The sequence below is a fragment of the Helicobacter valdiviensis genome (assembly GCF_003245365.1).
Classification (GTDB): Bacteria; Campylobacterota; Campylobacteria; order Campylobacterales; family Helicobacteraceae; genus Helicobacter_D; species Helicobacter_D valdiviensis.
Genome location: NZ_NBIU01000005.1, coordinates 1 through 21,982, shown reverse-complemented (window position 1 = coordinate 21,982; position 21,982 = coordinate 1). Strand labels below are relative to the sequence as shown.

Below are 21,982 nucleotides of genomic sequence, written 5' to 3'. Positions count from 1 at the left end.
TTTGTGGAAGCACAACTTATGAATTTAGCGATTGAAACTTATAAAATCACGCTTATTTTGTCGCTTCCTATGCTTCTTGTTGGTTTAGTGGTGGGTTTGCTTATCAGTATTTTCCAAGCCACCACACAAATCAATGAAATGACTTTAACTTTTGTTCCTAAAATCTTAGCAGTTATCATTGTGATTATTTTCACAATGCCTTGGATGCTAAATATGCTTATGGACTTCACCATACGAATTTTTAATATGATGCCTACTTTTATCTTTTAAATGCAAAAAAAATATATTGATTTTAAAACCTACTCTAGCATAAAAGTAGGTGGAATTTGTGAAGTTTATGAGATTTCTAATCCACAAGATTATTACACACTTTTACAAAGTGGAAATCCTCTTAATATTATCGGAAAAGCCAATAATCTCCTAATCTCACCCCAAGCTAAAAATCTCATTATTTTAAGCAAGGATTTTGATTATATTAAAGATTGTGGGGAGTATTTAGAAGTAGGAGCACTAACACCAAGTGGAAAGCTTTACTCCTATGCTAAAAAGCATAATTTAGCTGGTTTTGAAATTTTGCGTGGGCTTCCAGGTTGTATAGGCGGTATTATTAAAATGAATGCAGGTTTAAAGGAATATGAAATTAAGTCTAGTTTGCTTGGAATTTTATGCTTAAAAAATAACCCACAATTAGAATTTGTAAAAAGCGATGAACTCTCTTTAGAATACCGCAAAAGCAATATTAACACACTCATTTTTGCAGGAATTTTTAAAAAAGATAAAGGCTTTGATGAAAACTTGCCTCCACTTTTTGCCTCTATGCGTCAAAACCAACCTAGCGAACCTAGCTTTGGGAGTTGCTTTAAAAATCCAAGTAACAATTATGCGGGATTTTTAATTGAAAGCGTAGGGTTAAAGGGCAAAAAGTTTGGCAAAAATAAATCTTTAATGTTTAGCCAAAAACATGCTAATTTTTTAGTAAATCTAGGAGACTCTAGCTTTTTAGAAGTGCTAGACTTAATAGAACTTGCAAAAAAATGCGTCCAAGAAAAACACAATATTCTTTTAGAAGAAGAAGTGCAAATCTTCTCCTAGCGATAAGCTTTCTCTCCATGCAGTGCTTGATCTAGCCCATTTTCCTCTTCACTATCCTCCACTCTTAAAACCGTATAAAAACTAATGACTTTTAAAATCCCATAGCTTACAAGTAAAGAGAGTAAAAAACAAGCTATAATTGCCACAATCTGTGTCATCAAAAGTGTAAAATCCCCACTATAAAAAAGCCCCTCTTTAATTCCTTCTTGCCTAATAATTCCATTCACTTCACTACTTGCAAATAACCCTGTAGCAATCCCTCCCCAAATACCTCCAACTCCATGCAAGCCAAAAGCGTCTAGCGTATCATCATAACCCATCTTTGCTTTTAATGTGCTAATTGCAAAAAAACAAATAGGAGAAGCTAAAAACCCTATTAAAATCGCACAAATGGCATTTACATACCCACATGCAGGAGTAATAGCTACAAGCCCTGCAATAATTCCTGTAAGGCTTCCTAAAAGTGTTGGTTTTCCAAACTTTGCCCATTCTATCATAACCCATGATAAAACCGCACCTACAACTGCTAAATTACTATTAATAAAAGCATTTACAGCTACCATATTTACACTTAAAGCACTTCCTGTATTAAAACCAAGCCAACCTAACCACAAAAATACAGCACCTATAAAAGATAAAGGAAGACTATGAGGCAAAATACCTCTTGCACCCTTTCGCCTACCCACCATAATAGCTCCTACAAGCCCTGCAACACCTGCTGCAATATGCACTACTCCTCCACCTGCAAAATCAAGTGAGCCTATTTGCATAAGCCAACCACCCCCCCCCCAAACCCAATGCGCTAAAATATCATAGACAAAAATACTCCAAAATAAAACAAAAATCAAAAGTGCACCAAAACGCATTCTCTCCACAAATGCACCCGTAATAATTGCCGAACCCACTATTGCAAAAAGCATCTGAAAAAACATAAAAAGTTTTTGTGGCACACCCCCAATATAATTTCCATCCATTCCAAGAGCAAAAATATGATTCAATCCGCCAATTATTCCATAATTATCTTCCCCAAAAGCCAATGTATAACCAATCACAACCCATTGCAACGCCACTAAAGAGAATACCACAATACAAACAACCAATGTATTTAAAACATTGATTTTTCTAACCATACCTCCATAAAATAACCCCAAAGCAGGTGTCATCAAAATAACCAATAAAGAAGAAAAAATCAAAAATACTGTATCGCTACTAGAAAACTCATTATTATTTCCTAAAGCAAAATTACATAAACCTAAAAAAATGAGTAAAAATTTCATTTTTTCTTCCTATTAAATAGCATCTTCACCCTCTTCTCCTGTGCGGATGCGTATTACATTTAAAACTGGAAGCACAATAATCTTTCCATCACCCATATTTCCAGTATTCAAACATTTTTTAGAAATCTCAATGATAAGATTTAACATACTTTCTTTAGCTAAAATCTCTATTTTTACCTTAGGGATTAAATCAATAGTCGTTTCGCTTCCGCGATAAATTTCTACTTTACCCTTTTGATTACCAGCACCCATCACATTACTTACACTCATCCCTTTAATGCCTTTTGCATAAAGAGATTCTTTTAAAACATTTAATTTTTCAGAACGCGTAATAATTTCAAGCTTATAAATATTTTCCATAACTCTCCTTTATAAATTTTTAGATACAATTCTTTTTTACTATTATACAAAACAAAACTTAATTTTATAAATTAATTTAAAAAATTAAGAAAAAATTTATTAAAAAATTTTGCTAAAATAGCGGACTAAAAAAGTTTTTGGAGATTTCTTTGATAAAAATAGCAAATATTGCTGAATTTCTTTCTTTAGAGCTTAGTTTAATCCTTGATGTAAGATCCCCTAAAGAATTTGCATATTCACATATTCCAAACGCACTCAATTATCCTGTTTTACAAGATAGTCAATACGAACAAATTGGAACAATCTATAAGCAAAATTCTTTTAACGCAAAAGCTATGGGTGCAAGTTTTGTGTGTCAAAACATCGCAAACCATCTTGTAAATCTCAAAGACTTATTAAGTCCTGCCAAGCCTTTTGGTATCTATTGTGCTAGAGGCGGAATGCGAAGCCATTCCTTTTATGAAGTGTTAAAAAGAATTGGCTATCAAGTAGTTTTATTAGAAGGAGGGTATAAAGCTTACCGCACAGAAGTGCTAAACTATCTTAGCTCTCCATTAAAACATCGCTTTATTACACTTGTTGGGCAAACAGGATGTGGCAAGAGTGAAATTATCCATTCTTTTGCTAATTCTTTGGATATTGAAAGCTTAGCAAAGCATTTTGGTTCCAGCTTTGGAGGAGTTTTAGGGAAACAGCCTAGTATGAAATATTTTTATGATCTTCTTTTTGCAAGATTAAAGAATCTAGAAAATGCACCTTTTGTGTTAGTTGAGGGAGAAAGCAAGAAATTAGGAAACTTGATTTTACCTACCTTGCTCTATGAAACCTACCATAAAGCTCCAAAAATTCTTATTATCTCTCCACTAGAAGATAGGATAAAACGCATTATCAAACAATATGGTAAAATTAGCAAAGAATTTTTTGAAACTTCTATGCAAAAAATTGCACCTTTTATGAAAAAAAGTTTTTGGGAAGAAGCAAAAAATGCATTCTATGCAAACAACTTAGAAAAAGTTGCAGAAATTTTACTAATAGAATATTATGATAAAGTCTATAAAAAAGAAAATTATTTGTATAGCATCACACATACAAATACACAAAATACCTTGCAAGAAATACAAAATTTTGCAAACACTTTAAAATAAAGGAATACTTTTGGATCATTACGAATATAGCAAACTTTTAAAAGAACTTCAAACAAAACAAGACAATATTACAAAAATTATGCAACCGCAAAAATTACAAACTAGATTTGAAGAAATAGAAGCAAAAGAGCAAGAAAAAGAGTTTTGGGAAGATGCAAAAAAAGCAGCAGAATTACAAAAAGAAAAAAAACGCATTGAGCGACAACTTAGCAAATACAATTCTGCTAAAAATGCACTAGATGATGCTAAAGAGCTTTTTGAGATTTCACAAGATGATGAAGAAACTCTTGCTTTATTATTTGAAGAAGCAGGGGCATTAGAACATGAAATAAGAAATGCAGAAATTGAAGTAATGCTAAATGGTGAGCTAGATTCTAATAATGCAATTTTTACCATAACTCCAGGTGCGGGTGGAACAGAATCGCAAGATTGGGCTAGTATGCTTTATCGTATGTATTTGCGTTGGGGAGAAAGAAGGGGATTTAAAGTAGAGCTTTTAGACTATCAAGAAGGCGATGAAGCAGGGATTAAAGATGCAAGTTTCATCATTAAAGGTGAAAATGCTTATGGATATGCTAAGGTAGAAAATGGGATTCACCGCCTTGTTAGAATCTCGCCCTTTGATTCAAATGCTAACCGCCACACAAGCTTTGCTTCTGTAATGGTAACTCCCGAAGTAGATGATAATATTGATATAGAAATTGAAGAAAAAGACTTACGCATAGATACCTACCGAGCCTCGGGTGCTGGAGGACAACATGTCAATAAAACAGAATCAGCAATCCGTATTACCCACGCACCCACTGGAATCGTTGTGCAATGCCAAAATGATAGAAGCCAACACAAAAACAAAGCCACAGCCCTAAAAATGCTAAAATCCAAACTTTATGAGCTAGAGAGACAAAAAAGAGAAGAGCAAAATTCAAACCAAGAAAAAAGCGAAATTGGCTGGGGACATCAAATTAGAAGCTATGTGCTAACGCCCTACCAACAAGTTAAAGATTTGCGTTCCAATCTAGCTTACACAAATGTCAATGATATTTTAGATGGAGATATTGATGCAATTTTAGAAGGAGTTTTAATCCATATAAATTCCTCACACAACGCCTAAATGAGCTTCTTAATCTCTTTTTTTCTTATCACTCTCTTTATTCTTAATATGGCCATTTATCTTCCATTTCTTGGCTAATAAAGCTTTGCTTTTTGTGATTACTCATAAATTGTTAATACTAACTTTATGTTTTAAAATAAATATACAATAGCCCTCACACTTTTAACTGCATTAAGGAAATCTAATAGCAAATAATATCTTTATAGCACTATTAATCGTCTTTGATTTAGCAATTATTCAATTAAAGTTTTTAAATTACAGCACATATTACCATAAGACACACCAATCCAACTACAACATCTTAAATTTTCTTTTTATTATTAGAAGCTAATATCTGCCATTCTTTATAAAACTCATTAAATTTTTACGCCCAAAAGAGTAAAAACTGCATTATTAAAACAAATACAACTATAGGTGGCTAAAACCTCTCCATATTTTCCACACACGCCCAGCAACACTAGATAAATCTAACCAACCAATTTATATTTCAAAACTATCCATAAAAGTTAAAATAAATAAAGCACCAAAATTTCTTCTTCCCCTAAAGGCTGGGTTTGGACACCAAAGAGCGTTGGATATTCATAGCGCATTTTATTATAGTCTCTATCAATGTTGCAAGTAACTGAAGTTGTATCTACAAAACCATACATTAAACTCTCAGGATGAATATTGTTAGGATTGGGAAGCTCAAAATGTATTTTTATACTTTTTATATTTTCTAATTCTAAGAGATTTTCACTATTAGCCAAAAATAACATTTCAAGCTCCCTTTCCTTATAGGGGCTCTCCCCTTTTGGTTTCAATTTTAAATGTATCATTTTTTTAATGGGATTGCTTGTCGTATAGGTTGCTTGGCTATCTCTAGCTTCTTTTAAATTTTTAGAATTTAGTGCTAAAACATCTAAAAAATATCCTTTTTGTTTTAGAATCTCTTCTTCTTGTTTAGAAATTGCACCCTCTTTTGCAATAATTTTAGCCTCTGCTTCTTCTAAAAAATAATTCTCTTGTAAAATCTTTTTTAAAAGCTCTGGCTCTTTTTGGTAATTTTCTAATAAATAAGCTAGATGATATTTAAGTCTTACATAGCTTAGAACGCCTTTGTGATAGGTTTGGTATTTAACATTAGCTTTTTGCAAGATTTTTTCTAACTCTTCTTTACTATAACCCATAATTTTAGAGGCTTTTAGCAAAGCTTCTTGGTTTTTATCCTTATCTAAAAGTGTATATATTCCTTCACACACACTCCCTGCAGCTTTAGAATTTAGTGAGTTTGCTATCAAGCTTGGTGTATCTGGTATATATAAAATAGGCTCTAATAGCCTAATACAAGCGCTAAAAGAGATTCCTATAACACTTAGGACAAAAATTCCAAATAGCTTTTTTACCAACTTTTGCATTTTATTTTAGAGAACCTTGCCCTCTTGTCTTTGAATAAGTCGCACAATATTTGGAATATGCTTATAAAACACTATAAATGCTGCAATTACAAGTGGTGTGTGCGTATGGATATGCGGAATATCTGGATGGATAAAAAAGCTCAAAACCACTCCAAACAAAACTCCCACCAATGAAGCTAAAGACGAAATTTTTAAAAATTTCCCCACTAAAAACCAGACTACAAGCCCACTAATGGCTTCAATAGGTAAAAATACAGCAATAACGCCCACTATGGTAGCCACGCCTTTACCTCCCTCAAAGCCCAAAAATGGAGAATAACAATGCCCAATAACCGCTAAGAGTGCTAACATCCATTGTGCTTCATAACTTAGTCCAAATACCTTTGCTATTAAAATTACGATAGCTCCTTTTAGTGCATCGCTTAACATTGTTAAAATAGCTACTTTTTTTGCCACTTTTGGATTTGCCTCTTTAAGTGCTCTTAGCACATTTGTAGCCCCTATGCTACCACTACCTACTTTTCTTATATCCACTCCACCCGCCATTTTTGCATATAAAAGCCCAAAAGGAATTCCTCCCACTAGATAGGCAATAGTATAAAAAATGCCATTCAAACTTGTAAAAAAATCTATAATGATTGTTAAAAAATACATCTATTTTCCTAAGCTTTAAAATTATCCTAAATTATAACCTATTTTTTTATGTGTTACATTAACTGTTCTATTCTATCTTTTTTAGGTGCTATTTCTGTGATTTGAATCCCAAAGTTTCCATCTACAATCACAACTTCACCTTTTGCAATCACTTTATCATCTACTAAAACTTCTAAAGGATCATTTGCAAGTTGGTTTAATTCCACAACGCTCCCAATATCCATAGCAATCACATCTTTAAGTAGCATTTTCTTTTGTCCAATACGCACTTTAACCTGCAATCTTACATCTAGTAGCATTGCCATATTTTTCATTTCCCCACCACTCAACTCTATTTTAGAATCTCCTCCATGATGGTGGGAAACTTGAGGTTCTTCAATAGGAGTCGCACTAGGATTTAAAGTATCAATGAATTCACGAGAAAGTGCTAAAAAAATCTGCTGTTGCAAACTTCCTAAGGTAAAACCAAAAGTATAAAAATGTGCAAAAGAACCTATTCCTAAATCTCCACTAGACAAAAAATCAATATGTTTTAAACTAAAGCTTAATTTTGGTAATTCTTTTTGTGCTCCAAGAGAGGTAGAAATTGCCCCAAAAATATTAGAAACAATCTCTTTTGTAGCATCTAAATCATCTCCATCTAAAACTTCTTTTTGCTCTCCTTCTCCCCCTAGCATCATATCAGCTAATGCACTTGCAATTTGTGGAGGAATAAAAAATGCTAATTTTGTCCCATTATCTGCTTCTATATCCACTCTTGCCATAGGAGCTTTAATACTATCACTTTTATCATCTTCGCTTGCTAAATGTGCAACATCAGGCGCTTGCCCCAAAAGCCCCTCTATAGTAGCAACACTCTCTTGCACAACAAGTTTTAAAAAATCACTTAACATTTTTCACTCCTATTCATCTTCAATTTCACTTGCTCTAGTTTTGCGTTGTGTTTCTAGCATTTCTAAAATTTCTTTAACTTGGTCTTTTTCAGTCTTTATCATTTCTTTAACTTCAATGGTTTTTCTATATCTGTGAAGCCCAATACCTGCTAAAAACTTCTCTCTACCATCTACATTAATAATTACCGTATCATCAGCAGGTCTATCAAGCCTTACAATATCACCCACTTCAAGCTCTAAAATCTCTCTTACTGCTAGTTTTGTTTCCCCAAGCATTGCTGCAACATTAACTTTAGCACCTCCTAAGAGTGCTTGTAATTCTTTATTACGAGATTTCTTAGAATTTGTCTCACTTAGCATAATATCACGACTTGCAAGGCGCGAGAGAACTGATTCTAATGAAATTACTGGATAGCAAAGATTCATCATTCCACTGCTATGTCCGATGATAATCTCCATAACAACCATAATAACAATTTCATTTTGTGCAACAATTTGCACAACATTAGGGCTAGATTCTTTTACATCCACAGTTGGAAAAATCTCTGTAATAGGCGCCCACGCTTCTTTTAGATTCTGCATCATTTGGCGTAAAATTGTATCTAAGAGATTTAACTCAATATCACTAAATTCTCGCGTAGATTCATAAGGATCCCCCTTACCTCCTAAAAGTCTATCAATCATCGGAAAAGCAATGCTTGGATTAATCTCTAAAACTCCTGTTCCATCAAGAGGCTTCATAGAAAAAACATTAAAGCTTGTAGGACTTGGCAAACTCATCAAAAATTCCCCATAAGTCATTTGATCCACACTATGAAGCTGAATTTCTACAATAGAACGCATAATTGCAGAAATTTGACTAGAAAGACTTCTAGCCATCTTATCATGGATTCCCCTAAAAGCACGCAATTGCTCCTTACTTACACGATTGGGGCGTTTAAAATCATAAAGCGTAATTTGTCTTTGTTGTAATACTTGAGGTTTTTCTAAAACTTCTGTATCACTCCCTTCATCATCTACAACCTCTAAAAGAGCATCAATTTCTTCTTGACTTAAAATATCAGCCATCATATCCCCTTTGTGCAAGATATTCTCTTACTTTTTTAATAATTGCTTTATGGATTTGACAAACTCTTGATTCGCTAACTTCCAAAACTTCTGCAATTTCTTTAAAACTTAATTCTTCATAATAATAAAGTTGCACAACAAGCTGTTCATTTTTGCTTGAAGCACTTAAAATCTGTTCTATAATCTTAACCAATTCTTCTTTTTCTATTTTATCATAAGTTTTTTCATCTTGGCAAAAATTCAACTGCTCATCAAGTGGCAAATTCACACATATTTCGCTTGCGTATCTTGCTTCTTTAATCTTTTCAATCTCTATTTCCAAAACTTCACTCAAATACTCATTGGTAGGCTCTTCTTGATATTCATTATAATACTTTAAAATCTCATAATCAATTTTTTTTACTAAAGTTCTTGTATAGCGTGAGAGACAATCTAAACTTCTTAAATAATCAAGCATAGCTCCATAAACTCTAGATTTTGCATAGCCCCAAAAAGAATCGTTTAAATTCTCATCGTATTTTCTTGCAAGCTTTATCAACTCCTCTGTGCCAACAGAAATTAAATCTGCAACTTCTATAAAAGAAGGCAAACGCTCTTTTAGCCGATATGCCAAAGCTCTAAGTGCTGGAAGATAAGCTACTGCTAAATCATCTTTTTGATTTTTTAAAGCTTGTGCATAAGGATTTTCTTTGTTTAACATCATAGCCTACTTAAGATTTCCTAGAAAGAGCTTCCTCTTCCTCTTCTTCCTTGGCACTTTTTTCCATCGTTCTTAGGAAATTCCTAATTTTATTTGTGGCTTTCTCACGCTTATCAAATTCTTCAATATAATCTTCTAAAATCTTATTATAAGAAGACTTATGAACATTTGCCTTATTTTTATCATCAAAAAAGTGCATAAAAAAGGAAACACTAACAAGGGTTATCAAATAAAAACCAATCGTGGCAATTAGCGTCCAAGCTACAATCATTTCAGGCTCATCAAATTTTAAAAAAGAGAGTAAAAGCCCTATAAAAAAACCATTAACAATTGCAAAGCTTAAAAAATTATCCATTTTTAGCGTCATTTACATTCCTTGTTAAAAATGCCCCAAAATCCTTTTGAGGAATTTACCAAATCTTTTATCTTCTTCTACTAGCACATTCCGTTCCATTTTTTGTGCTAATCTTCTTGCAATCTCTTCAATCTCCATTGACAACGAACAATTTGGCTCCTCTCTTACAATAATAGAACGGTTTTTTGTATAACGATTAACGAGAGGATCTTTAGAGAACTTACCCAAATATTCTAAAGTAATGTTTTTAATATTGTTACTAGCAATTTTATGAATTTTCTCAAAAATCATCAAAGCTTCTTTGTCGTTTTTTGCCATATTAATCATCATAAAAGCACGCTTTTTATAATGCGAAGCAAGCTTAATCGTCGCATATGCATCTGTAATAGCTGCTGGATCTGGCACAGTTAGCACAATAATATCATCACTATTTTTCAAAAAAGTTTGCGTATATTCACCAATACCTGCTCCTGTATCAATAAGCACAAAATCAAATCCATCTAAAATTTTAGAATCTTCAATCAATGCTTCAAACATAAATTCACTCTTAAAGCGAAAAATATCACTTCCTGAATCTCCTGGTATTAAATAAAAATTATGTTCTATGGGAAGCAAAATATCCTTTAGCCTTGCTTGATTTTTAAGCACATGCAAAAGATTTTTTTCCACCCTAACCCCAAACATTACATCTAAATTTGCAAGTCCAATATCTGCATCAAAAATAGCAACTTTAAAGCCAAGTTGCCAAAGCTTATAACCTAAATTTGCACTAAAAGTAGATTTACCAACTCCCCCTTTACCGCTTGTAATAGCGATAAATTTCGTATCTACCTTTTTTTGACTTATAAGACTATCAAGTGCTGCAGCTTGATTTTTCATTTAACAAGCCCATCTAAAAGACAATCAATTAAAAAATCACTACTCGCCACTTTTAAATCATTAGGAACTTCTTGCCCAATTGAAAAATAGCTTGTAGGCTTTTTAGTATCATAAATCAAAGAAAATACATTCCCATAAGCACGCGTTTCATCAAGCTTAGTAAAAATAAGCGTATCAATACCCAAAGTAGAAAAAGTATGGTAAATATCTTTTAAATCCTCATATTTTGTCGTAGCACTCATTACCAAGCTTACATCAATTTTTGCATTAGGATCTGCATTTACAAAGCTTTTTAAAGACTCTAATTTTGCCCTATCATGCTGGGAACTTCCAATAGTATCTATTAAAATATAATCGCAATATTTTAGAGAATCTAGCGCACTCACAAACTCTTCTGTATCTACTGCAGTTTCAATACTAAGCTTCATTTTCTTAGCATAAAACATTAACTGATCTACTGCACCAATCCTATAAGTATCAAGGGTAATAACACCTACCTTATAATTTTTATTAAGCATTTTAGAGTATCTTGCTGCAAGCTTTGCTAAAGTTGTGGTTTTCCCCACCCCTGTAGGTCCCACTAGCATCATAATACTTTTTGCATTAGAGCTTAGATTTTCTTGCCTTGCATAAACCATCTTTCTTAAAACTTCTCTAAAATAACGCTTAATTAACACAGAATTTTCACGCATTTTAATAGGCATAAGTTCTAAGGTTAATTGCATAATTTTTTCTAAATGTTCCTTTGCCATTCCACTTGCTTTTGTGATTCTATAAATTTCTGCAAACTCATGAGGAATGATAAGCCCATCACTCTTTGGCCCCCTCTCTTCCCAAAACATATTTTGGATAAGTTTTAATTTATCATTTAATCTATCAATTTCCCCTTTAAGAGAACGAAAATCCCCACCATCTTTATCTCTTTTAATAGTTTTTTTATTTTCTTCTTGCTTTTCTTCTTTTTTGGGAGCTAGTGTGCTTATTTGCTTATCTTGATAAGGAGATTTTGCAGGTATTTTACTCTCTACCCCTGCAATTTGTGAAATCTGACGCACCGCATCTGAAAGCTGTAAAGAAACATCTTCTGGCAATCTTGCATGCAAATTTTGCGCATTTGCTAATGCCCTTTTTTTCTCTAACTCCTTTGCTGCAATGATTTCTAAGCGTTCTGCAATACTATTATTTTTAGCTACAAATGCATCTGCTTTTGCCTCTTGGTTTTGGCGTTGCTCCTTTATTTTTTTGAGCTCTGCCTCATCAATGGCAACAGATATTTCATAATTCCCATCGGGCAATTTCTTTTGAGAAATGAGCGAAAATTCATCTCCTAGTTCTTTCTTAGCCTCTGCTATTGCTAATGAGGAGGTTTGTGCCTGATAAGTAAATAATTTCATTTTAACCCTTTAGTGGAAATATTATACTCTCTCGTTTAGCCCACTCTTTATGCGGAATATGCATATGAGCTAGATTAATCCTTTTTTCTTTAAAACTTAAAATATCAATATCCAAAGTTCTTGGAGCATTTTTAAACTCACGCTTCCTCTTACGCCCAAAAACTCTCTCTAAATACGCCATATAGGAGAAAAAATCCACATAACCTTTTTGTGTTCTTAACCACAATAGCGTATTATAAAAATCCTCTTGTTTTGTATAGCCAAACGCAGGATTTTTCAAAAAAGGCGATACTTGCATTATAGCATTTTTACCTTTTAACCTCTTAAAAAGTTTCCAAAAAGTTACCAAAACTTCTCCTACATTCCCCCCTATTCCTAGGAGAACTGCCTTTTTAAAAGTATTAGGATTTTTATAAAACATAAAAGGCTGTGGATTTCTTAAAAGCTGACTTCTCCTAAGGTTTTTCCACATTTTTTGCTTTTTACAAAAAGGTTTTTTAAAAATCTTAGGCTTAAACTCTATAAAACCTTCTTTAATCTTTCTTTGGTGATAGGTTTTTAGTGCATAAAAGTTCTTGCTTTTCAATACTATTATTCTCCTAAAATTCTAGCTCCATTTGCCTCCACAACCACTAAATCCTCAATCCTTACACCAAATTCCTTAGGCAAATAAATCCCAGGCTCAATAGAAAAAACCATTCCTTCTTCCAAGACAACCTTAGATTTTGGAGAAATAAAAGGCAATTCATGAATATCAAGCCCTATCCCATGCCCTGTGCTATGGACAAAATATTTCCCATAACCTGCTTTTTCTATCACTTCTCTTGCAAGCATATCTACCTCACTTGCAAGCATTCCAACTTTTATTCCTTGTATAGCTGTTTCTTGTGCTTTTAGGACGGTATCATAAATTTGTTGCATTTTAGCATCTTTAAACTTTTGCTCTTTTTTAAAAGATAGTCCATTTTTACTAAAATAACCCGTCCTTGTTTTATCCGAGCAATATCTTTGATACTTCATTCCTGCATCAAAAAGCAGTAAATCTCCCTTTTTTAACTTATCATTTGAGGGAAGTGCATGGGGTTTTGCAGCATTTGCATTAATCCCCACTATAGGATTAAAACTAAGATCATATTTACCTTTATGGGTTAGAAAACTTTGTGATTTAAAGTGCAAAAAAAACTCTAAAGCATTTTCCCCTTTTTTACTAATATATTTTGCAAACTTTTTAAAAGCTTCATTGTTTAGAGTTTGACTTTTATGAAGCAACTCTATTTCATCTTTTGTTTTTATCATACGCTTTTCTTGATGAAAATTAGGTTTTGCTAAAAAATTGATTTTTAAATCTGCTTTTAACTTCTCAAAATCATAAACGCTAAAATCTTGTGGATTGTAAATCACACTTAATTTATGGTATTTTTTTAGAATATTTCTTGCACTTCTAATTAAATCTTTAGTGATTTGCACTTCAATATCATATTTATTGCTTTTTATATTTTCTTTAGCCTCTACCTCATAACGCCCATCGGTAAAAAAATATCCCTTATCTCCAAGGGCTAAAAATAGCCCATGATCGCAACTATAATTTATCTCATAATACAGTGCATTTTCATTTTGAATAATAAAATTTTCCATCCCACCCCCCTTTAATCTTTCATTTATTGTTGTTCTTGTGCTTGTTTTGCTTGTGCCTCTCTAATTGCCTTGATTTCATTTAAGATTTGTGAAATTCCCTGTAATGCTAAATGGTAACCAAAAGGCCCAAATCCCACAATACTTCCTGAACAAACAGGAGCAGTTAAACTTTTTTGTCTAAACTCTTCTCTTGCGTGGATATTGCTAATATGCACTTCAATGGTAGGCAAACCAACAGCACTAATTGCATCTCTAATTGCAATAGAAGTGTGTGAATATGCAGCAGGATTGATGATAATTCCATCATATTGTCCAAGACACTCTTGAATTTTATCTACAATCTCTCCCTCATAATTGCTTTGATAAAAATCCACTTCTAAAGCTAACTGCTCTGCATGAGCTTTGATATTTTGATGGATATTCTCTAATTTATAATTTCCATAAATTCTAGGATCTCTAATCCCTAACATATTAAGATTGGGTCCTTGAATAACTAAAACTTTCATTTTTACTCCTAATTTTAAAACTTTAAACAATTATAAAAAAAACTTGCTTAAGAATGAAATAAAAATACTCTAACGCTCCAAAATATGCAAATATTCTATAGTTTTATCTTGTTTATGAGTGCGTCTAGAATCGGCTTTAAAACGCTGATAAATTTGGCTTTTAAAATCATATTTTCCGTATTTTTCAAAAATTTGTTTGATTTGATCCAAAGAAAGCAAGCCTTCATCGTTATAGCTTAAAAAAATGAATTTAAAATCAGCGTTTTTAATCAAATCTTCTAAAGCATCAAAAACCAAATTTTTCTTACACCAAGCAGATTTTTCATAGACTCTCAAGCCCGTTTTTCCTTGTGGGATAAAATCATCATACATTGCAATGGAATTAAGCACATGATAATTTGCTCCGTATTCTCTAGCATTATAGGGCGGATCAAGATAAAGAATATCGCCTTTAATTTTTTTGATGAGATCATTTGCATTTTCGTTAAAAACTATGTGTTTTGTGTGAGTGCATTCAAATTTAGCAGGGCTTAACTCAAGCTCTTTCTTGGCTGATTTTTTAAGATGTTTTAAAAAAGCTCCATAAACAGAAGCGGTATTTGCGACTTTATCTGCACTTTCTAATAAACTTGCCAATAAGAAATAATATTCTTCTTCATTAATAAAATTTTGTTCTTTCCAAATTTTAATTTGCATTCTTATGCTATCAATTTTCATTGCATTAAAATCACTAAAATACTGCCTATTTTCCCCACCACCTATTGCGTAATATTTGTAAATTTTATCCTTTATTAGTGGTGTTTGGTTTAGCATTTCTATCAGTTCATCAGCACGAGATAAGAAATTTGAGTTTTGTATATAGTTTTTTGCCAAAACAAAACTATAAAATTCTTTATCATTGGCGATGATTTGCTTGACTTTTGACCTAAATAGCTTTCCTACCGCTGATGTTCCTGCAAAAATATCACAAAAGATACAATCTTTTAAGACCTTATCTTTTGCTTTTAAAGTCTCTTCAATGCTTTCAAATAAAAAAGATGAGAGCTTGAATTTACTTCTTGGTGCAATTCATTAAAGCAATTGTATTTGATTTTGAATTCTCTGTTTAGATAAAATACAGTATTCCTTATCAATCTCTAAACCTATCCCAAAACGATTATTTGCATTAGCTTCAATAAGTGTCGTTCCGCTACCACTAAATGGGTCAAATACAATATCTTCTATAAAAGAAAATAGTTTTATGCAACGCTTTGGTAATTCTCTTGGAAAGGGTGCCGGGTGTCCTATTCTCTTTTTAGACTCCCCATTAAAAGTCCATAATCCATTTGTCCAAGCCATAAATTCATCTTTGCTTATATTGCTCTCTCCTTTAGCTTTCTTTTTCCATTCGTTTTTATACAAAACTACTATTAGTTCTACTGGTGCTATCACATAAGGAGCTGAAGCACTAAGCCAACTCCCCCATGCTGTGCGTCTTGAAATATTGCCCTCATTCCAAATTATAGTGCTATGATATTTCCAGCCAACACTTTTTGCAATATTAATTAAATCTGCACCCATACTTTGTTGTCCGCCTTTATTTTTATCCAAAGGGATATTAAGGCAAAATCTTGCCCTATCTTTAGCCCAAAAATAGCAATGACTAAGCCAAGTTTTACTAAACTCCAAATATGCTTCATAATTTAAAGTATCATTGTTAGAGCCATATTCTATGCCAACATTATAAGGTGGAGAAGTAATACCTAAATCAAAAAAAGATTCCTTTAAACAATCTTTTTGCAATACATTTTCGTTTAAAAGCACGATATTATTGCAAGTAAAAAATGGGGCGGTATTTAACATATCACTTATTTGCATACTTTCTCCAAATCAACAAGCAGAGATTCTATCCCCTTTATTTTGTTTGAACTATGAAAATCATCTTTTGCTAAATATATACAATCAAGCTCATATTCCATAACAATACGAGATTTTTTAGGATTGTCACTAAAACTAATTTCATCATCATTATCAGGTGTAATCATAAATACTTTTATATGTTTTGTAAGCTCTGATTGCATAAGTTTTAGTTTCCAGTAAGGTGTTTCTGTATATCTTTCTCTAAAAGAATTTTTTACCGATAAAATTGCAAGTATTTTAGGACTATAAGAGTTCATTTTATAAATAATAATATCACCATCAGGTAAAACACTATATTCTCCAAAATGTACCAATAACGCTCTTTTGACAGAATCTAACTCAATATCTAAATTGTTGCTTTTCAAAATTTTATCATTTGTAATTTTTAGGTTATGTTCCTTGCAAAAATCTTGTATCAAAATTTCAATTACAAGTTCTAAGCTTCTACCTATAACACTAACCCAGCCTTGTCTTGCCTTTATGATACAATCTTGTTCTTCAAACCCTTGTAAATATAATTCGTTAATTTTTTGCACATAAAATTCTTGTTTTTGAGATTCAAAAAATGTTTTTAGATTTCTATAGGCTTCATTACTATGTTTGGATACAAAATCTCTAAAATTTTGAACTATTTTTTCATAAGGCTTCATAATCTATTCCTTCAAGCTTTAATTTTTTCGCACCAATAACAAACGACTTGAAATAAGCCATAAAGAATCTGTATTTATATCACAATTTTTCCAATCACTTAAATCAAGTTCATTAATCTTCACTTTTTTCCATTTCCTTTTGTGTTTTTACCACCTCATCTATAAAAACTTCAATCAAATTTTCTTGCTTATATTTACCAATAATCTCTCCCTTTTTAATAATCAAGCCATCTCCACTCCCAAAAGCAATGGCAACATCTGCATGTTTTGCCTCTCCTAGTGCATTTACTGCACAACCCATCACAGAAAGTTGCATAGGAGTTTTAATAGGAGGCATTTTGGCTTTAATCTCTTTTAAAAGAGGGACTAAATCTGCTTGCAATCTCCCACAAGTTGGGCAAGAAATATAAGTAATCCCTTCTTTTTGCCTTCCGCTATAGCGCAAAATTCCACGCGCAACTTCTATTTCCTTTTCTAACTCTCCTGTAATAGACACACGCATAGTATCGCCTATCCCCTCCATCAAAAGCCCACCAAGTGCCATAGAACTTTTAATCATAGAAGATTCTAAATCCCCTGCTTCTGTAACCCCTAAATGAAAAGGATATCTAACAAGCTCTCTTAAACCCCTATAAGCACTCATAGTGCGTTCTACATCACTTGCTTTAAGAGAAACTTTTATTTCACTAAAGCCAAAATCTTCCAAAAGCTTAATATTATAAAGTGCTGATTCTATCATTCCTTTAGGAGTTGCACCATATTTATTCTCAAATTGTTTCTCTAAACTTCCTGCATTTACTCCTATGCGTATGGGGATATTCCTCTCTTTACAAGCTTCTACTACTGCTTTTATCTTTTCTTTAGAACCTATATTTCCAGGATTTATTCTAATGCAATCTACACTTTGTGCAGCTATAAGTGCAAGCTTATAGCGAAAATGAATATCAGCCACTAATGGCAAAGAAATTTGCTCTTTTAACTCTTTTAGTGCATGAGCATCTTCTTCATCACTCACAGCTACACGCACGATATCACAACCAGCGAGTTGCAACTTATCAATCTGCTCTTTTGTAGCTTTAAGATCTGCAGTTTTTGAAAAAGTCATACTTTGCACTGAAATAGGTGCATCTCCACCTATTGCTACGCCACCTACATATATTTGTTTGGTTGGAAAACGCTTCTTTAGTGTTTCCATAGTTTTCACCTTTATTCTTGTTTATGTTCCTGTAAGGGTTGGTTATCTATTGAAATTAATGAATCTGCAATTATAGCAGTTAAATAGCCTTTTGCATTCCCATCTAATGGAATTTTATCTATAATTGCCTCTAATCCCATCTCTTGTGCCACTTTTTTCAACTCTTCATCCTTACCATAGCGTTCAATATAATAGCCAAAGGTCTCTTCCCAAGAAATATTTTCTTCCTCTTTATTTTGAGCTTCTTTTTTAGGAGAATGTGCTAAAAACTCATTCAAATAAGCAATTTTTAAAATAGAAGCAATTTTATCTTTCCATAAATCAATATACAAATATTCTTTTAAACAATCTAGCGTAGCCTTTCCATCTCCTGCATTAGCATAACCCAATGCAATCTTAGTTTTATTCTTAAAATTTTCATAAAGTGCTTTACCTTCTTTTAATCCCTTAAATTCTGGATGCTCTTCTGCTAAAATAAATGCTTGTGCTAATTTATGCTCTTTAATAGCGTTTAAAAACTCCTGCTTAATTTTAATGCGTTCTGTCTTATCGTTTGCAATTTGCCTAAAAGGAGGCATAGAAGAAAGAATTTTACAAACTTCAAGTGCTCTAACATAATCCCCACTATCTTCCAAAAGGGCTACTTTTTGCATAATTTGTTCCCCTATAAAAAGCGCACTTTGAAAAAGAGTAGTTTCTTTTAAAAACTGAAATCTCTCGCATAGTTTAAAATATTCTACAAAATTTTTTGCTTTATATTCTTTATCAGCTTGCACATATTTATCCACATTGCGTAAAAGCATCATTACGGTTTCCTTTTTACCTTTAACCTGCATAAAAGGGCGTAAAAGCTCTTGAGCCTTGGGAGTATTAAGTTCTGCATTTTGCGCTAAAAGTCTTTTAGAAACTTCAAATGACTTTTCCCAAAGTTCTTCTATATTTGCATAGGCTAAACTTTCTTTTAAATAAGGGTGTAATTCTGCAAGCTTATAAGCCTCTTGGTAATTTTTTTCCAAAATTGCATCATTAAACTTTGCAACATTCTCCTTTTGTTGCCAATAATAATCAAACTCTTCCTTTTTGTGTCTATCTAGCATAAAAGGAGCGACAAGATTGGAAGCTTCTTCCATTCTATCTTTAGCAAGCAGTTCTATGGCTTCTTTTAAAGTATCTTTCCATAAAGTTTCTACTTTATGAATATAATCTTTACTAATCTTTAAAAAAATATTTTCTTTCAAAATCAATTCCATAGCAGCCTTTAAGTCATTTTTCTCCAAAACTTCTTCCATAGCATCTTTTGCTTTATCTAAATCTGCTATCTGCAAACTACCATCACTCCCACCCACATAGAGCAAATTCTCCTCTTTATGTATGGAACTAACTCCAGGATTGTCAAGCAAAATAGTTTCTATAAGCATTCCATCATTTAATCTAATTATTCTCAAAAGTGCATCTTTAGCACCCACAATCGCATAATCCTCATTAATCCGTTGTGTAGTAGTAAGCCAAACTTTGCAAACTTGGTTTTGCAAATTTATTTTTTTTTCTAAGATATCATATATAAAAATACTTCCATCTTTACACACTCCAAAAAGCTTTTTATTCTCTTCATAAAAAAACGCATCTTCAATAATAGAATCCAGCTCAAATTCACATATTAAATTATTCTTCTCTACATCAAAAATTATGGCACTTTTATGAAAACATGAAGCAAACACCAAACTTTCATCTTCACTAAAGCAAATTGTAGAAATATAATCTGGAAAAGGAGGAAGGCTTAAAAGAAGTTGGAAGCTATCCCCCTCATAAATAAGAACTCTCCCATCTTCTCCTCCTGTTGCCAAATAGCTATCATTTTTAGAAAAAATTATCGTAGAAATCTCTAATTTTTGCCAAGTAAGCGTAGCAATAGGGGCAATTGTTTTATGTGCATTTAAGACAATAGCTTTAGGGGTTTTAGAAATACCTACTGCTACTTTAGAATTATGATTTGAAATTGCTACGCTTTTACTAAAATAATGCATAGGTTCTGCACTTTTAGAAAGCTTCATATTATCTTCTAAAGTCATATTATTTTTATTAAACACACAAACATTATAAAGATTATCCATACACAAAATATAATCTTTATTGCTTGAAATTGCTAAAACACTACCGATTAAATGTAGTTTATTTTTAATGGGAAACATAAATTATCCTGCTAATTAGTCTTAATAAGGATTATACAATTTTAGCCTAAAAGGTAGCTTGTAATTTTCAACTACACTAATATTTTAATCGTTTTATTTCTTTTAGTTATTGTGAAATAATTTTACAATATTTTTTACTTAAGGTTTTTAGGGGGTGAAGCTATCATTCTCTAATATAGTTATTAAAAAGTAAGTATATTTTTTTAGTAATTTATTGTGTTTCAAACTGCTTATCTGCCCTTTAATATTACCAAAGAAGCTTCTTTTATCAGAAAGAATTTTAACTTTAAAGCAAACTAAAAATACTCAATACACTCTATTATTGTTCTAAGGCTTTAGCCAAAATATTTCCAAAAGAAAATCCTTAAAGGGAGTTTTCTTAAATAAATCTATAAGATAAGAATTTAAAAGAAGATTTTCTAAATCAGCGATATTTCGCTTTACCTAATATAATAAAGTAAAGATGTCAATATGTGCCATTATAAGAAAGCGGAGGACGACAATATAATAAAGTGAAGTGTTATTGCAAGGCTCTCCCCCCCTTGTTATTGTAAGTTCCCCTATTTCATTGCGAGGAGCACTAGCGATGAAGCAATCTAAAAAGAATCACCAAAACCCCTAAGCATTCTCATAGATTGCATAACTCTACTTAATTTTATTATTCTACTTCATAGATAAAAAACTATTAATACTATTTATATTTTTACTAAACAAGAAGAATTTATTTAAAAAACAAGATTAAAGAAAGAAAATTTTTAAACTTTGCGTGGCAATCCAATATTATTACCTCCTCATTGCGAGTTACCCCCCTGTCATTACAAGGCGATGTAATCGCCGTAACAATCCAAAAACCCCAAAAAAGCTAAAATTAAATAAGTAATATTATGTCTATATTCTCTTTAATAATTTTAATGGAACTCTATACATAGGTATAACAGATAACTTAATAAAAGAATTTACAAATACAAAAACAAATTAATAGAAAGCTTTGCCAATAAATATAAAATTAACAAACTAGGATATTATGAAATTTATGATGTTTAAAATATAATACAAAGAGAAAACAACTAAAAGCAAGAAACCATAAAAGAAAACTAGAACTAATAAACAATATAATTCCACAATGGAAAGATTTATATGAGGATTTAATTTAAACTCTTGGTTGTTTTCTTAGATTGTTTCAGTCTAAAGGCTTTGCAATGATAAAGCAGAATGTCATTGTAAGACTCTTCCCCTCTGTCGTTACAAAGAACAAAGCAACGAAGCAATCCAATATTATTACCTTGTCATTGCAAGCGTAGCAAAGCAATCTAAAAAACAACAAGACTAAAATTATTAATATTAATATTATTTACACTTGCATTAAATAAGAAGATTTTGTTTTAAAACAAGATTAAAGAAAGAAAAGTTTTTAAACTTTGTAACCCTTTTATCATAAAGGGTTACAAAGTTTAAAATTCCTTTTTAAAAGATAAGAAGTAAAAGCTAAAAAATAATCTTTTAGCCTCCTTACCCGCTTTATCTTCCAAAGACTAATTTTAATAGTTTTAAGCATAAGTTAAGCGGGTTTTACTTAGAATATT

At 32.1% G+C, this 21,982-nt stretch carries 22 protein-coding genes; 4 read left to right on the top strand and 18 right to left on the bottom strand.

The window, feature by feature from the left end; translation table 11 throughout:
* Positions 1-3: 3 nt before the first annotated feature.
* The gene (gene fliQ / locus B6S12_RS02800) at positions 4-270 is read left to right on the top strand and encodes a flagellar biosynthesis protein FliQ (RefSeq protein ID WP_111229304.1); all 267 of its coding nucleotides are present in this window, start codon (positions 4-6) and stop codon (positions 268-270) included.
* Positions 271-1,092, top strand: a complete 822-nt coding sequence (locus tag B6S12_RS02795) for a UDP-N-acetylmuramate dehydrogenase (RefSeq protein WP_111229303.1) — start codon at positions 271-273, stop codon at positions 1,090-1,092.
* Here the strand turns inward: B6S12_RS02795 and B6S12_RS02790 are convergent.
* Entirely contained in the window at positions 1,089-2,369 is a 1,281-nt protein-coding gene (locus B6S12_RS02790; RefSeq protein ID WP_111229302.1) for an ammonium transporter, read from the bottom strand. The genes B6S12_RS02795 and B6S12_RS02790 overlap by 4 nt on opposite strands.
* A 12-nt stretch (positions 2,370-2,381) precedes the next feature.
* On the bottom strand, positions 2,382-2,729 hold the full coding sequence (locus B6S12_RS02785; protein WP_111229301.1) for a P-II family nitrogen regulator: 348 nt from the start codon (positions 2,727-2,729) through the stop codon (positions 2,382-2,384).
* A gap of 149 nt (positions 2,730-2,878) precedes the next feature.
* Here B6S12_RS02785 and mnmH point away from each other — a divergent pair, with 149 nt between their 5' ends.
* Both mnmH and prfB read left to right on the top strand, forming a co-directional pair.
* Positions 2,879-3,874 carry a tRNA 2-selenouridine(34) synthase MnmH gene (mnmH, locus tag B6S12_RS02780; protein ID WP_111229300.1) on the top strand — a complete coding sequence of 332 codons (996 nt, stop codon included), beginning with the start codon at positions 2,879-2,881 and terminating at the stop codon, positions 3,872-3,874.
* A gap of 10 nt (positions 3,875-3,884) precedes the next feature.
* A complete protein-coding gene (gene prfB / locus B6S12_RS02775; protein WP_111229299.1) occupies positions 3,885-4,985 on the top strand; it encodes a peptide chain release factor 2 in 1,101 nt (366 codons plus the stop codon).
* A 506-nt stretch (positions 4,986-5,491) separates the two neighbouring features.
* Here the strand turns inward: prfB and B6S12_RS02770 are convergent.
* The 16 genes from B6S12_RS02770 to B6S12_RS02690 all read right to left on the bottom strand — a co-directional run bounded on the left by B6S12_RS02770 (position 5,492) and on the right by B6S12_RS02690 (position 20,399).
* Positions 5,492-6,382, bottom strand: coding sequence for a hypothetical protein (locus B6S12_RS02770; RefSeq protein ID WP_111229298.1), 891 nt, complete (start codon positions 6,380-6,382; stop codon positions 5,492-5,494).
* 6 nt (positions 6,383-6,388) lie between these two features.
* Positions 6,389-7,036, bottom strand: coding sequence for a glycerol-3-phosphate 1-O-acyltransferase PlsY (gene plsY / locus B6S12_RS02765; protein ID WP_111229297.1), 648 nt, complete (start codon positions 7,034-7,036; stop codon positions 6,389-6,391).
* Between the two features lie 53 nt (positions 7,037-7,089).
* Positions 7,090-7,929, bottom strand: coding sequence for a flagellar motor switch protein FliY (gene fliY / locus B6S12_RS02760; RefSeq protein WP_111229296.1), 840 nt, complete (start codon positions 7,927-7,929; stop codon positions 7,090-7,092).
* Positions 7,930-7,938: 9 nt separating this feature from the next.
* The gene (gene fliM, locus B6S12_RS02755; protein WP_111229295.1) at positions 7,939-8,997 is read right to left on the bottom strand and encodes a flagellar motor switch protein FliM; all 1,059 of its coding nucleotides are present in this window, start codon (positions 8,995-8,997) and stop codon (positions 7,939-7,941) included.
* Positions 8,990-9,700 carry an RNA polymerase sigma factor FliA gene (locus B6S12_RS02750; RefSeq protein WP_425454652.1) on the bottom strand — a complete coding sequence of 237 codons (711 nt, stop codon included), beginning with the start codon at positions 9,698-9,700 and terminating at the stop codon, positions 8,990-8,992. The genes fliM and B6S12_RS02750 overlap by 8 nt, the downstream gene beginning before the upstream one ends.
* Positions 9,701-9,707: 7 nt before the next feature.
* Complete coding sequence (locus tag B6S12_RS02745; protein WP_111229293.1) at positions 9,708-10,064, bottom strand: hypothetical protein; 357 nt, start codon at positions 10,062-10,064, stop codon at positions 9,708-9,710.
* A gap of 12 nt (positions 10,065-10,076) precedes the next feature.
* A complete protein-coding gene (locus B6S12_RS02740; protein ID WP_111229292.1) occupies positions 10,077-10,931 on the bottom strand; it encodes a MinD/ParA family protein in 855 nt (284 codons plus the stop codon).
* Positions 10,928-12,325, bottom strand: a complete 1,398-nt coding sequence (gene flhF, locus B6S12_RS02735) for a flagellar biosynthesis GTPase FlhF (protein WP_111229291.1) — start codon at positions 12,323-12,325, stop codon at positions 10,928-10,930. Before flhF ends, B6S12_RS02740 begins: the two co-directional genes overlap by 4 nt.
* A gap of 1 nt (position 12,326) precedes the next feature.
* On the bottom strand, positions 12,327-12,911 hold the full coding sequence (folK, locus tag B6S12_RS02730; protein ID WP_245892495.1) for a 2-amino-4-hydroxy-6-hydroxymethyldihydropteridine diphosphokinase: 585 nt from the start codon (positions 12,909-12,911) through the stop codon (positions 12,327-12,329).
* A gap of 5 nt (positions 12,912-12,916) precedes the next feature.
* Positions 12,917-13,960, bottom strand: a complete 1,044-nt coding sequence (locus B6S12_RS02725) for a M24 family metallopeptidase (RefSeq protein WP_111229290.1) — start codon at positions 13,958-13,960, stop codon at positions 12,917-12,919.
* Positions 13,961-13,983: 23 nt separating this feature from the next.
* On the bottom strand, positions 13,984-14,466 hold the full coding sequence (gene aroQ / locus B6S12_RS02720; RefSeq protein ID WP_111229289.1) for a type II 3-dehydroquinate dehydratase: 483 nt from the start codon (positions 14,464-14,466) through the stop codon (positions 13,984-13,986).
* 69 nt (positions 14,467-14,535) lie between these two features.
* Positions 14,536-15,534, bottom strand: coding sequence for a DNA adenine methylase (locus B6S12_RS02715; protein WP_111229288.1), 999 nt, complete (start codon positions 15,532-15,534; stop codon positions 14,536-14,538).
* A gap of 3 nt (positions 15,535-15,537) precedes the next feature.
* Positions 15,538-16,323 (bottom strand): DNA-methyltransferase, encoded by a 786-nt coding sequence (locus B6S12_RS02710; RefSeq protein WP_245892494.1) that lies wholly within the window; start codon positions 16,321-16,323, stop codon positions 15,538-15,540.
* A complete protein-coding gene (locus B6S12_RS02705; RefSeq protein WP_111229287.1) occupies positions 16,314-17,015 on the bottom strand; it encodes a BsaWI family type II restriction enzyme in 702 nt (233 codons plus the stop codon). Before B6S12_RS02705 ends, B6S12_RS02710 begins: the two co-directional genes overlap by 10 nt.
* A gap of 112 nt (positions 17,016-17,127) precedes the next feature.
* Positions 17,128-18,210 (bottom strand): flavodoxin-dependent (E)-4-hydroxy-3-methylbut-2-enyl-diphosphate synthase, encoded by a 1,083-nt coding sequence (gene ispG, locus B6S12_RS02695; RefSeq protein WP_111229286.1) that lies wholly within the window; start codon positions 18,208-18,210, stop codon positions 17,128-17,130.
* Between the two features lie 11 nt (positions 18,211-18,221).
* A complete protein-coding gene (locus B6S12_RS02690) occupies positions 18,222-20,399 on the bottom strand; it encodes a WD40 repeat domain-containing protein (RefSeq protein WP_111229285.1) in 2,178 nt (725 codons plus the stop codon).
* Positions 20,400-21,982 lie beyond the last annotated feature (1,583 nt).